Below are 12228 nucleotides of genomic sequence, written 5' to 3'. Positions count from 1 at the left end.
GCCGGTCAGGGCAGCTTGGCGACGGTGAGCAGGATCTGGGAGTCCTCCAGCGCTTCGAGGCTGTGGCGGGCGTCGGGCACGATGAGCAGGTCTCCGGTGCGGGCCTCCCACTGCTGCGTGCCGGCGGTCATGCGGACCCGGCCGTGCAGCACCTGCACGGTGGCCTCGCCGGGGTTCTCGTGCTCGGCGAGCCGGGCGCCTTCGCGCAGAGCGATGATCGTCTGGCGGAGCACCTTCTCGTGGCCGCCGTAGACGGTGCCGGCGGCGTGGCCGCCTCCGGCCGTGGCCGCCCGGTCGGCTTGCTGCCGGGCCAAAGCGGTGAGCGAGATCTTCTGCATGCCGTCATCCCCTCCGGTTTCGAGTCCTCAGCGCACCAGCCGGTCGAGCGGGACGTTCGGGTCGGTGAGGGCCTTGCGGTCCACCGGGGCGCCGGACAGGACGAGGGCTTTGAGGTGGTCGCCCTGGTCCCAGATGTTGACGTTCATGGCGGCGAGCACCCTGTCGTCCTTACCCAGCCAGAACGCGATGAACTCGCGCCGTTTCACATCTCCCCTGATGGCGACCTCGTACGGGGTGCCGGGCGGGACGTGGCCGAGGTACTCCATGCCGAGGTCGTACTGGTCGGTGTAGAAGTACGGCGGTTCCTCGTAGGAGGCGTCGCGGCCGAGCATGGCGCGGGCGGCCACGGCGGGCTGGTTGAGCGCGTTGGCCCAGTGTTCGACGCGGATGTGGTGGCGGTGGCGGGGGTGGTAGGCGTTGGCGACGTCGCCGGCGGCGTAGATGTCGGGGTCGCTGGTACGCAGGCCGGCGGTGACCTTGACGCCGTCGTCGATCTCCAGGCCGGCGGCTTCGGCGAGTGCGGTGTCGGGGGCGGCGCCGATGCCGGCGATCACGGCGTCGGCGTCGATGTGGGTGCCGTCTTCGAGCCGTACGCCGGTGCCGGTCACCTCGGCGAGGCGGGCGCCCAGGCGCAGGTCCACGCCGTTGTCGCGGTGCAGGTCGGCGAAGACGGCGCCGAGCTCGGGTCCGAGGGCGCCGAGCAGCGGCTGGTGCTCCTGTTCGATGACGGTGACGTCGGCGCCGGCGTTGCGGGCCGCGGCGGCGGTCTCCAGGCCGATCCAGCCGGCGCCGATGACGGCGACGTTGCGGGCGGAGGACAGCGTGGCGCGCAGCCGGTCGGAGTCGTCGACGGTGCGCAGGTAGAGCACGCGCTCGCCGCCGGGGACGTTCAGGCGGCGCGGGACGGCGCCGGTGGCGAGCAGGAGCTTGTCGTAGCGGAGGCGTTCGCCGGTGGACAGCGTCACCTCGTGCGCGGCGGGGTCGAGGGCGGTGGCCTCGACGCCGGTGCGCACGTCGATGGCGTGGTCGCGGTACCAGTCCGCGTCGTGCACGAAGATCGTGTCGCGTTCGTCACTGCCCTGCAGGTAGCCCTTCGACAGCGGCGGGCGCTCGTAGGGCAGGTGGGGTTCGCGGCCGATGAGGACGATCGTGCCGTCGAACCCCTCCTGGCGCAGGGCCTCGGCCCCCTTGGCCGCGGCGAGGCCGCCTCCGACGATCACGAACGTGGCCGGTTGCGTCATCGTGGGTCTCCTGTCTGCACGTGCGGACTCTTCGTACGGGCTGCTAGGCGTGCACTCCGGACAGCGCGAAGAACTCCTGCCGGGAACGCGCGTCCTCGCGCAGCACCCCCTGCAGGGCCGAGGTCACCGTGCGGGACCCGGGCGCGCGGACACCGCGCATCGACATGCACATGTGCTCGGCCTCGATCACCACGCCGACCCCCTTGGGCGCCAGGTGCTCCTGGAGCCAGTCGGCCACCTGCTTGGTGAGGCGTTCCTGCACCTGCAGGTCGCGGGCGAACAGCTCGACGACCCGGGCGAGCTTGGACAGGCCAAGAATACGATCACCGGGCAGGTAGCCCACGTGCGCCACGCCATGGAAGGGCAGCAGATGGTGCTCGCACAGCGACTGCACGGGGATGTCGCGGGCCAGCACGAGCTCGTCGTAGCCCTCCTCGTTGGGGAAGGTCGTCAGGTCGAACTCGCGCGGTGTGAGCATTTCCGCGTACGCGTGGGCGACCCGCTTGGGGGTGTCGGCCAGGTGCGGCGAGTGCGCGTCGCGGCCGAGCGCGGTGAGCAGGTCGGTCACCGCCCGCCGGGCGGCCTCCAGGTCGACGCCGCCGCCGCGGACCACCCGCAGGTGCCGCTGCTCCACGTCATCGGCGGGCTGCATCACGGACTCGCTCATGCCGGCCGTCCGCGATCGTCGCAAGCGTTCCTCATCATGATCACCCTTCTTCTAATGACAAGATTGGTTAACATTAGAAGGGGTGCGGTAATTCCGTCAACAAGGGTGGGTTTTAGAGATATGGGCGATGCCATCGGTGTGCGGCCGGCGTACATCTCCGCCATCGCGGCGCTGGACGAGCCGACGCGGCGTCGTCTGTACGCGTACGTGGTGCGCCAGTCGTCACCGGTGAGCCGCGACGAGGCGGCCGACGCGATCCAGGCCCCGCGCACCACCGTCTCCTTCCACCTGGAGAAGCTGGTGACGGAGGGGCTGCTGGAGGCCGTGTACGAGCGCCGCACCGGCAGGTCCGGTCCCGGGGCCGGCCGTCCGGCGAAGCTGTATCGGCGGGCGCGCGCTCAGATCGCGGTGTCGCTGCCGGATCGGCGCTACGAGACCGCCGCGCTCCTGCTCGCCGACGCCCTCCAGGAGTCCGACGAGTCGGGCGAGCCGCCGCGTACGGTGCTGGACCGGCGCGCCCGCGCGCTGGGCCGGGAACTCGGCCGCCGCGAGCGGAGCCTGGAGCCGGGCCACTACGAGCGGAGCCTGGAGCCGGGTCATCACGAGCGGAGCCGTGAGCCGAGCGAAGGAGGGCCTGGCCGCCACGAGCCGGGCGCGGACACCCGCGCCGCCCATCCCGACGTCGCGCCACCCCTGGAGGAGCCCGGCCGGGAAGCCCGCACCTCGCACACCGGCATCGTCCAGACCTTGGAAGTGCTCGGTTTCGAGCCTCGCCCGTCCGACGGCACGATCGCGCTCGGCAACTGCCCGTTCCAGAGCCTCGCCGAGCGGCACGCCGCGCTGGTCTGCGGCATGAACCTGAGCCTGCTCACGGGCCTGCTCGAAGGTCTGAACGCCACGGACGTCACGGCCCGCCTCGCCCCCGCCCCCGGTCAGTGCTGCGTCCGCCTCGACCTGCCGCCAGTGCTTTGACGTAGCGGCGGGCCGGGACGGCGATCGGGCCGTTCTCGCCGGCCGCCCGGTAGTGGAACGGCCCTTCATCGGCCCAGCCGTTGCGCTCGTAGAAGCGGCGGGCGCGGGTGTTGCCCGCGACGACCGCCAGCCAGGCCCGCCCGTGACCGCCGGCCGCGACGAGGCGTTCGGCTTCGGCGAGCAGGGCGGTGGCCACGGGGGTGCCGCGGTGCCCCCTGGCGACGTAGACCTGCTCCACCTCGTCCCCGACCACCATGACGAACCCGGCCACGGCGCCTTCGACGACGGCGACGACCGTGTCCGCGATGCGCTGCGCGGCGCGTTCGCGGAACGACTCCGGAGTGCGGGCCGCCGCGAGAGCGTCGGGAACGTTGCCGCGATGCCCGTCGCCCCAGCCTTCGTGCCAGATCCGCGCGATCTGCTGCGCGTCTTCATCTCTCGCGGGACGTAACCGCACGCTCTCGCTCCTTCACGATCACTCACCGAATGTTCATACTATACCCCCCTACCGTATTGACGAGCCTCGGGTCGCGGAAGCGAGGAAGAGCGGCAGCGCGAGGAACAGCCGATCCTGTTCGGCACGCCGGGTCTGCTCGGCGGTCCAGGCGTCGCACTGCTCCCGGGTGATGGCCCCGGCCGCGTGTGCGGCCTGTGCGAGGCCGGTCAGCATGCGCAGCATCGTCGTGCCGGTGAAGACTTCGGTGTGCACCTCAACCTCCACGTCGCCGAACCCGGCGTCCAGCAGCAGGTTGCGGTAGGCGCGGGCGGCGCGCGGGTTGGTGATGAGGTCGGCGCGAGCGTGCACGATGGTCCGGGTGAGGCCGGGCTGGTCGGAGTCGATGACGAACGCGTCCCAGTCCTGTCCGACGAGCACGATCCGGCCGCCGGGGGCCAGCACGCGACGGGCTTCGGCCAGCGCCGTGGCCGGGTCGGCGAGCTCGTGGAACACCTTGTCCGCCCGATATCCGGCCACCTCGTGATCGCCCAGAGGCAGGCGGTAGGCGTCGCCCACGCGGAAGTCGGCCTCGGGCCGGCGTCGCCGGGCAACACCGATCATCTCTTCGCTGACGTCCACGCCGATCGCCGTGATCTTCTGGTCGTTCAGCTCGGCCACCGCCCGGCCCGCACCGCAGCCCACATCGACGGCGGAGTCCCCAGGCCGGAGCTTCAGCAGTTCGTACGAGCGGGCGCGCAGCGCGGCGGCGCCCGGCATAGCGTCGGCGGCGTCGAGCCGCTTGATGAGGTCGTTCTCGTTCGACATGCACGCCACCATGCGACTTAATGTCGGCATGAAGTCAACTCCGATGATGACCATCGGCGAGGCGGCGGCCCGGTTCGGGCTCGCGCCGCACGTCCTGCGCCATTGGGAGGCGATGGGGCTGCTCTCCCCCGCCCGTGCCGGGGGCGACCGCCGCCGCTACGGCCGTGACGACCTCTACCGGATCGCGCTGATCCTCCGCGCCAAGGAGGCCGGCATCGGGCTGGCGGACATCCGCCGGATACTGACCACCACAGAACCGGCGGCCCGCCGGGAGATCCTTCACCGCCACCGCGAGGACCTCCTGCGGCGCATCGCCGCCGCCCGGGCCTCGCTCGCCCTTCTCGACGGCGCGCTGAATTGCGAGCACGAGGATTTCTCGAAATGCCGCCATTTTCAGGCGATTCTCGCCGAACGCGTCGAGCGGGCCACCGCCGCAGAACCGGCCTGAGGGCGACGCTTTTGCGCTCTTTGAAAACGCTGCCAATAGCGATCGGCCCATGCCGATCGAGGGCAGAGAAAGGCGGCGTTTCATGCGGAAGCAGTGGGCGACGGCGACGACCGTGTCCGCGATGCGCTGCGCGGCGCGTTCGCGGAACGACTCCGGCGTGCGGGCCGCCACGAGCGCGTCGGGGACGTGGCCGCGGTGCCCGTCACCCCAGCCTTCGTGCCAGATCCGCGCGATCACCTGCGCGTCTTCCTCTCTCGCCGGACGTAACCGCACGCTCGCACTCCTTCACGATCCACACTCGGAGGCTCATACTATACCCCCCTATGGTATCATGGAGCCTAGTCGCGGAGGCGAGGAAGAGCGGCAGCGCGAGGAACAGCCGATCCTCTTCGCCACGCCGGACCTGCTCGTGCGTCCAGGCGTCGCGCTGCTCCCAGGTGATGCTCCCGGCCGCGTGGGCGGCCTGCGCGAGGCCGGTCAGCATGGCGAGCATCGTCGTGCCGGTGAAGACTTCGGTGTGCACCTCCACCTTCACGTCGCCGAACCCGGCGTCCAGCAGCAGGTTGCGGCAGGCGCGGGCGGCGCGCGGGCCGGCGATCAGGCCGGCGCGGGCGGCGCGCGGGCCGGCGATCAGGCCGGCGCGGGCGGCGCGCGGGCCGGCGATCAGGCCGGCGCGGGCGTGCACGATGGTCCGGGTGAGGTCGGGCTGGTCGGAGTCGATGACGAACGCGTCCCCGTCCAAGCGCAGGACGGGCGACCGGACGCGGTTGACGGCTTCCCTGTGGAGGGGGACACGTGTCGGCCCGCCCGGCAGAGAGCCGTCCACAGCCGCATCAACCGGATCGGCGGCACAGTCGGAGCCGGAGCGCTCCCCGGGCGGCGGCGGTCCCCGCATAGCGCCGCCCGTCAGCTTGTGACGACCCGGTCGCGCTTTCTCAGGTACACCATGCGATCGACCATCAGGTACGTCAGGTACGTCGTGGTGTGCGGCTGTCCCGTCTTGTCGGTGGTGACGACCGTGGCGATGAGGTAGTTCTTCGACGAGATGGTCATGCCTTTGCCGGCGTAGGTGTGCGCATAGGTGCTCTTCCAGGCCAGTCCGTCAAGGGTGATGCGGGCCTGGGTGATGCGGGCGGCGGCCTTGCCGGCGTCCTGGTCGGTGGGGAACGACGCCATGATCTGCAGGATCTTGATGTGTCCGTTCTCCGCCGAGAAGGCGAGCTGGACCGCGCGCCCGCAATGGTGTTCGGCCAGCACGCCCTTGACGTCCAGAGGGGCGCACGAACTGTACGTCCAGCCGGCGACCTTCCACGCGTTGTACTCCCCGCTGTAGGAGGCGTACTCCCAGTCCTGGAACTCCTCGTGAACGAGCGGCGTGCCGGCGCGTTCCCCGCCGGTGGCGGTCGGGGACGGGGACGGCAAGGGGCTCGGCGGCGCCGTGGTCACCGGAGGGGAGGGAGCAACCGATGCCGGGGGCGGCGTGGTCGGCGCGAGGCTCGGGAGGGTGGACACCGTGACCGCCTGCGGCCTGTTGACGTAGACGTACGCACCGATCGCGCCGCCGCCGAGCAGCAGCACGACCACGCCCAGCACCACCGTGACGATCACCGCGGTGTTGCCATTCGGCCGGGGCCGGGGCGGCACCGTCGGGTAGGGCGCCTGGTTCATGGGCGGGTGAGGACCGGGACCCTGCGGATTCTGGGGATTCTGGGGATTCTGGGGATTCTGGGGATTCCGCGGGGGCGGGCCTGGTGGTGTCGGACGGGGAGGAAACGCCATGTTTCCATCGTGGGAATCGGGGTCCGGACACGGCTCATCCACGTCGCAGTAGGCGATCGTGTGTCATGAGTCTGTTCACTCCCGGTTAAGACCCGCCCGCGGGTGAGCCGCGACGGTCCTGGGGAACGGGCAGGTCCGCCGAATGGCCGCCGGAACGACGAGTGTGGCCACGTTGCGCATCAACCGGCATCCCGCGCGCTGAACCGGGAGTCGCACGCTTCTTGACCGCCGGTCGCCCTTCGTCTCCCGTCCCACCGGCTCGGCTCGCCTCGCGTGCTGACCATGGCCCTGACCCATGCCGCTCGAACCTGCCGAGCCTTCGGCGAAGACACCGGACCGCGGCAGGAACTCGGAGACGACGATGTCAGACCTCTTCCGCGAGCGCTCACGCTCCAGAGCGCGTGCGGTGCGCCGGGGCCGGCGTGCCGGCGTGCTGGTGCCCAGTTTCTGGTGGACGACGTGGCTGCTGGTACCGCTGGCGGTGCCCACCCTCATGGTGACGCTCCCGGTGGCCGTCATGATCGTCCTGTCGGCCATCCCGGCGATCGGTGACGCGGGCGTCCTGGTCAACAACAGGTTCATCCTGGTGTCCCCGCTTCCGCGATGGGTTCTCGCGCTGTGGGCCGTCCCCGTTTTCGCGCACATCGTGATGTTCCCCGCCCTGGTGCTCATCGCCGGCGGGGCGATGCTCGGAAAGTCCGTCCCCCCGTTCGTCGCCTTGCGGACCGTCCTGCGGCGCGCGCCGGCCGTCCTCACGCTCAGCGCGATCGTACTGCTGCTCATCGCGGCCCTCGTGGCGGCCTGGCTGGCCCTGGTCAGCGCGATCGGCACGCTCTGGGTGCTCGGGTTCCCCCTCCTGGTGATACTGACGCCCGAAGTGATGCGCTGCCTGCTGGCCGTTCCCGCCGTGATGCTGGAGAGGCGCCCGGTGTGGCAGGCGCTCGCCCGTGCCTACCACGTGGGCGGTGACCGGCTGTGGTACCCCGGGCTCACGCTGCTCATCGGCCTGTTCGGGATCCCCGTACTGGCCTGGTGGGGGCTCTTCCGGCTCCTGGCGGAGCTGCCCGACTCGATCGCGACGACCGCCACCGGGGTGGGGTTCGCCGTCATGATCGTGCTGACCGGGGCCTTCCAGGCGGTCGTGGTCGTCCGGCTGTTCCTCGTCCTCCTGTCTGCGGACGGAGAGGAACCGGCCGCCGGCGGGATCACCGGCATGCTTCCCGACGCACCCCCCGCGTCCAGGAGATCCCTGTGGGCGTTCACCGCCTTGACGCTGCCCGTCCTTCTCTGCGGCGGCACCGTCCTGGTCAACCCGATGGGCTGGGCGGAGGTGACGGAGGCGAAGGTGGCAGCGGGGCGGGCAGGCGGCAAGCGGGAAGCCGGCGAGCCGGGCGGCGCTCTCGATCTCGACCTCTCGCGCACCGACCTGCTCGGCCTGTACGCCGGCCACGACCGGCCGCCCCTCATGGTCACCCAGATACAGGACGGACGGCTCGTGAACAGAACCGCCCTGATCACGTGCGGCGACCCCACCTGCCAGGACGCCACGCTCACCTGGGTGACCGGACGGAACGAGGTCCGATCCGTGGCAGGCAGCGTCAGGCTGGCCGACGGGCGTCTGGTCCTGGCCGTCTGGAAACGTGCTCCCGATGCAGACGCGCACATGGTTCAGCTCGGCCTGCTGATATGCGACCGGGAACAGTGCGCTCCCCCGGAAGGCGGCGGGCCGCTCTCCGAGCCCGTCCCTGAAGGGTGGCAGGCCGCGGCCATCGCCCTGCGACCGAACGGCGGCCTGGTCATCGCGCACGTGCGCAGGCACTCCTACGACGTTGCCCGGGAGGTGGTCTCCTTCACGTTCTGCGGCGACCCGATCTGTTCCCGGCCCGCACAGACGATGTCCGCCGACCTGAAGTCCGACCCGTACGCCAACGAACGCGCCCTGGCGGTGGCAGTCGGTGCGGACGGCCGGCCGGTGGCCGCGCGCATGGATCCCCGCACCAGCGCCGTGTACGTGCTCACCTGCGCCGACCGGCCCCCCGGACGGAAAAGCCGCAGCGGGGTCACGGCGAGGAGCTCGAGCGTCGCCGGGCCGGCCGCATCTCCATGACCCTGCGACCAGATGGGCGGCCGATCATCGCGTACTTCGACGCCCTGGACGACTCGATCGGCCTGCTCGACTGCCGCGACCGGGCCTGCGCACAGGCCGGCAGAATCCAGGTGGCACGTCGTGGCAGCGAGCCCGCTGTGGCACTGGACGCGGCCGGGCGGGCGCTGGTGGCGTACCACGATTACGACACCGACCAGATGAAACTGGCCACGTGCTGGAACAGCACGTGCGCCTCCACCGTCGTGTCGGGTGAGGCCGGCGCGGACGTGGACATGACCTTGGACGATCACGGCCGGCCCGTGATCGCCTGGACGACGGTATCCGAAGGAGTTCGGTCGGTGAGAGTCACCACGGTGCTCAACGTTGGAGACATCACCACCCGCGCCCTCGAATCGGCCGGACGCACCGTCCACGGCCGATGAGGGCGGCGTGAACACCGGCGGCGCTACCGGTCGGCGTAGGGCGTGAAGAGCCTGTCGCGCTCCAGCCACGGCTCGTCGAGCAGCTCGCCGCGCACCTCGCCCGTGACGATGTTCAGGAGCAGGTCGGTGGTGCGCAGGTCGTACCTCTCCCAGACGTCGCCGTTCCGGTCCGAGATCCGGATCGGGTACGCGCCGGAGGCCGCCGCGGGTGAGACCTGCCAGTAGAGCGTGACCCCGGCGCCCGTCGAGGCCCAGGGCAGCAGCCTGTCGTCCGGGCCGAGATCGCCGGGCGGTGCCACCACCTCGTCCTCGAACAGATCCTGAAGTTGATCGGACTCCAGGCGTGCCCGTTCGAGATCGACGTGCCGGAGACCGGGACCGGGCTCGGGGACGTGGAGTCGCAGGCAGCCGAGCCAGAGCCCGCCGCCCCCCGCGTCGAGGAGCGCGCGGTGGTCCTGCGGCACGGGCGTCCCGAGGCGGTGCTCGACCCGGGCCCAGTCGAACAGTGCCGCCGGTGGTGCGGGATGTGCCGCCTCGATCAGCCGCTGTACGGCGGTGGTCATCGCAGGTGCGCTCCTCGGGGCTTCCTCAGTGCCGTTCGGTCGATCAGAAGGTGTGCCGACGCGCAGACCGATCCGTTGGAAGCGGCCGCGTGTGAGTCCGGCCTGTTGACGGCCTTCGTGCGGTCGGTCAAGGACTCGCCGTCCTGCCGGTGGGCCGGCGGGCGCTCGTCTCGGGCTGTGCGGTGATCCGCTGGGCGGTCTCGCTGACGCGGGTCAGCAGGCGTTTGAGCTCGGCCTGCTCCTCATCGCTCAGCTCGGCGGCCAGGGCGGTGTCGAGGGCGGCCACGTGGGCGTCGGCGCGGTCGAACAGGTCGCGTCCCGCGGCGGTGAGCCGGACTTCGATCAGGGTGCCGTGCATCGGATGGGGGCGGCGTTCGACCAGGCCGCGTTTCTCCAGCCGCCCGAGGGTGCTGTTCATGGTCTGCGGGGTGACGGCGCACTTGCGGGCCAGCTCGGCGGCGGTGATGCCGTCGTGGTCGGACAGGATCGCCATCGCGCTCTGCTGCGCCGGAGTGATCCCGTGGTCGCGCAGCACGTATTCCTTGGCCGCCTGGGTGGTCTGCTCGGCGCGCTTGATGTAGCCCAGCAGCCGCTCGGAGTAGTGCATGCCCGCAATCTATCAGGTGGCGAATATCGGGCAGCTTGCGAAGTTCTATCAGCATGCTGTTAAGTATCAGCCATCGAATAAGCCTCTCGTTGCGAGGAGAACGCCGTGCCGCCCACGTCATCACCGCGCCCGCCTGCCGGCGGACCTCCCCCCGTACCGGCCGACCGGCGGCGCTGGCTGGTGCTGTCGGTCGGGATGCTGGCCATGACCGCCGGATGCACCTTCCAGTTCGGCCTGGCCTACCTGATCCCGGCCCTGCGCACCCAGGGACTGTCGCTGGCGGCGGCCGGACTGCTGGCGGCCGCCCCCACCGCCGGGCTGCTGGCCACGTTGATCGCCTGGGGTGCGGCGGCCGACCGCTGGGGCGAGCGGATCGTGCTGTCGAGCGGGCTGGGCCTGGCCGGGGTGGTGCTGCTGGCCGCCGCCACCGCCGACCACCCGGTCGCGCTGGGGATCTGCTTCCTGCTCGCCGGAGCCGCCGGGGCTTCGGTGCACGCCTCCAGCGGCCGGCTGATCATGGGCTGGTTCGGCGCCGCGGAACGCGGCCTGGCCATGGGCATCCGCCAGACCGCCCAGCCCCTCGGCGTCGCGGTCGCCGCGCTGGCGCTGCCGAGCCTGGCCGCCGCCGGCAGCGCCCCCGCGCTGGTCTTCATGGGCGCGTGCTGCCTGGCCGCCGCCCTGCTGGTGGCGGCGCTGGTCCGCGACCCACGGCGGGCGGCCGCGGGGCAAGCCGCGGTCGCCGCTTCTCCGTACCGTACGCCGGTGCTGTGGCGCATCCACGCCGCCAGCGCCCTGCTGATCGTGCCGCAGTTCACCGTGGCGACGTTCGCGCCGGTGTTCCTGGTGGACGTCCAGCGCTTCGACCCCGCCACCGCCGGGCAGCTGCTGGCGGCCGGGCAGGCCGGCGGCGCCGTGGCCCGCCTGGCGGCCGGCTGGTGGTCGGACCGGGTGGGCTCGCGGCTGCGGCCGATGCGCATCACGTCGCTGGCCATCGCCGCCGTGGTGGCGCTGCTGGCCGTCACCGGCCGCTCGCCGGTGGCCGTGGCGGTGCTGCTGGCCGCCGCCATCGTCACCGTCAGCCCCAACGGCCTGGCCTTCACCGCCGTGGCGGAACACGCCGGACGCGCCTGGTCCGGGCGCGCGCTGGGCATCCAGAACACCGCGCAGAACGCCGTCGCCTCGGCCACCCCGCCGATCTTGGGCGCCCTGATCGCCGGTGCCGGCTACGGGACCGCGTTCGCCGCGATCCTGGCCTTCCCGCTGCTGGCCGCCGTCCTGATCCCCACCCGCGCCGAAGACCGCGACCCCGAACCCGCCACCGGCACGCTCACCGCCACCCGTCAGTGATCGTTCATCGGAAAGGATCGACCATGTCCGCTGTCCGTACCGTTCCCGCTCTGACCAACGAGGCCGCCCGCGCCGTGGTCGAGGCCGCCATCGCGGCCGCCGAGGCCGCCGGCGAGCGCTTCTCCATCGCGGTGGTGGACGCCGCCGGGCACCTGAACGCCTTCGCCCGCATGGACGGCGCTCCGTACATCACCATCCAGGTCGCCATCGACAAGGCGTACACGGCCGCCGGATTCGGCATGACCACCCAGGGCTGGCACGACTTCATCAAGGACGACGCCCCGCTGGCGATGGGCGTCCCGGCCCAGATCGATCGGATCGTCACCTTCGGCGGCGGCGTCCCCATCACCGCCGACGGGCACATCATCGGCGGCATCGGGGTGTGCGGCGGCCACTGGAGCGACGACGTGCGGGTCGCCGAGGCGGGCCTGGCCGCCATCGCCTGATCCCCGGCGAACCGGGCGAGGCTTGACGC

General features: G+C 71.6%; 15 protein-coding genes. 6 read left to right on the top strand and 9 right to left on the bottom strand.

Translation table 11 applies throughout. From position 1 onward, the window contains the following. Positions 1-5: 5 nt before the first annotated feature. The 3 genes from ACGFIM_RS00910 to folE are packed head-to-tail and all read right to left on the bottom strand — an operon-like array spanning position 6 to position 2232. Positions 6-338, bottom strand: coding sequence for a cupin domain-containing protein (locus tag ACGFIM_RS00910; protein ID WP_393192497.1), 333 nt, complete (start codon positions 336-338; stop codon positions 6-8). Between the two features lie 27 nt (positions 339-365). Further along, entirely contained in the window at positions 366-1580 is a 1215-nt protein-coding gene (locus ACGFIM_RS00905; RefSeq protein WP_393192494.1) for an NAD(P)/FAD-dependent oxidoreductase, read from the bottom strand. Between the two features lie 43 nt (positions 1581-1623). Beyond that, positions 1624-2232 carry a GTP cyclohydrolase I FolE gene (gene folE, locus ACGFIM_RS00900; protein WP_393199562.1) on the bottom strand — a complete coding sequence of 203 codons (609 nt, stop codon included), beginning with the start codon at positions 2230-2232 and terminating at the stop codon, positions 1624-1626. Positions 2233-2367: 135 nt separating this feature from the next. Between folE and ACGFIM_RS00895 the strand changes: the two genes are divergently transcribed. Next, entirely contained in the window at positions 2368-3219 is an 852-nt protein-coding gene (locus ACGFIM_RS00895) for a helix-turn-helix transcriptional regulator (protein WP_393192491.1), read from the top strand. On the opposite strand, the gene ACGFIM_RS00890 is transcribed toward ACGFIM_RS00895, so the two are convergent. Together ACGFIM_RS00890 and ACGFIM_RS00885 are read right to left on the bottom strand one after the other, a co-directional pair. Beyond that, positions 3152-3676, bottom strand: a complete 525-nt coding sequence (locus ACGFIM_RS00890) for a GNAT family N-acetyltransferase (RefSeq protein WP_393192488.1) — start codon at positions 3674-3676, stop codon at positions 3152-3154. The two genes, ACGFIM_RS00895 and ACGFIM_RS00890, sit on opposite strands and share 68 nt — an antisense overlap. Positions 3677-3724: 48 nt before the next feature. Continuing rightward, positions 3725-4480, bottom strand: coding sequence for a methyltransferase domain-containing protein (locus tag ACGFIM_RS00885; protein WP_393192485.1), 756 nt, complete (start codon positions 4478-4480; stop codon positions 3725-3727). Between the two features lie 43 nt (positions 4481-4523). Between ACGFIM_RS00885 and ACGFIM_RS00880 the strand changes: the two genes are divergently transcribed. Continuing rightward, a complete protein-coding gene (locus ACGFIM_RS00880) occupies positions 4524-4928 on the top strand; it encodes a MerR family transcriptional regulator (RefSeq protein WP_393192482.1) in 405 nt (134 codons plus the stop codon). A 202-nt stretch (positions 4929-5130) separates the two neighbouring features. On the opposite strand, the gene ACGFIM_RS00875 is transcribed toward ACGFIM_RS00880, so the two are convergent. Together ACGFIM_RS00875 and ACGFIM_RS00870 are read right to left on the bottom strand one after the other, a co-directional pair. After that, positions 5131-5670: a hypothetical protein gene (locus ACGFIM_RS00875; protein WP_393192479.1), complete on the bottom strand. Its 540-nt coding sequence runs from the start codon at positions 5668-5670 to the stop codon at positions 5131-5133. Between the two features lie 164 nt (positions 5671-5834). Continuing rightward, positions 5835-6596, bottom strand: a complete 762-nt coding sequence (locus ACGFIM_RS00870) for a hypothetical protein (RefSeq protein ID WP_393192476.1) — start codon at positions 6594-6596, stop codon at positions 5835-5837. 472 nt (positions 6597-7068) lie between these two features. On the opposite strand from ACGFIM_RS00870, the gene ACGFIM_RS00865 reads away from it, so the two are divergent. Both ACGFIM_RS00865 and ACGFIM_RS00860 read left to right on the top strand, forming a co-directional pair. Next, positions 7069-8814: a hypothetical protein gene (locus ACGFIM_RS00865; protein WP_393192473.1), complete on the top strand. Its 1746-nt coding sequence runs from the start codon at positions 7069-7071 to the stop codon at positions 8812-8814. Beyond that, positions 8811-9236: a hypothetical protein gene (locus ACGFIM_RS00860; RefSeq protein ID WP_393192470.1), complete on the top strand. Its 426-nt coding sequence runs from the start codon at positions 8811-8813 to the stop codon at positions 9234-9236. Before ACGFIM_RS00865 ends, ACGFIM_RS00860 begins: the two co-directional genes overlap by 4 nt. 23 nt (positions 9237-9259) lie before the next feature. Here ACGFIM_RS00860 and ACGFIM_RS00855 read toward each other — a convergent pair whose 3' ends face one another. Both ACGFIM_RS00855 and ACGFIM_RS00850 read right to left on the bottom strand, forming a co-directional pair. Further along, positions 9260-9799: a hypothetical protein gene (locus tag ACGFIM_RS00855; protein WP_393192467.1), complete on the bottom strand. Its 540-nt coding sequence runs from the start codon at positions 9797-9799 to the stop codon at positions 9260-9262. A gap of 127 nt (positions 9800-9926) precedes the next feature. Beyond that, entirely contained in the window at positions 9927-10406 is a 480-nt protein-coding gene (locus ACGFIM_RS00850; protein WP_393192464.1) for a MarR family winged helix-turn-helix transcriptional regulator, read from the bottom strand. A 105-nt stretch (positions 10407-10511) separates the two neighbouring features. On the opposite strand from ACGFIM_RS00850, the gene ACGFIM_RS00845 reads away from it, so the two are divergent. Then, positions 10512-11753, top strand: a complete 1242-nt coding sequence (locus ACGFIM_RS00845; RefSeq protein ID WP_393192461.1) for an MFS transporter — start codon at positions 10512-10514, stop codon at positions 11751-11753. Between the two features lie 23 nt (positions 11754-11776). Then, positions 11777-12199, top strand: a complete 423-nt coding sequence (locus ACGFIM_RS00840; protein WP_393192458.1) for a heme-binding protein — start codon at positions 11777-11779, stop codon at positions 12197-12199. Positions 12200-12228: the final 29 nt, after the last annotated feature.

Source organism: Nonomuraea sp. NPDC049309, from assembly GCF_043196965.1.
Taxonomy (GTDB): Bacteria; Actinomycetota; Actinomycetes; order Streptosporangiales; family Streptosporangiaceae; genus Nonomuraea; species Nonomuraea fastidiosa.
Note: the sequence above shows the minus strand (reverse complement) of the source record. Positions and strands in the feature narration are given on the sequence as shown.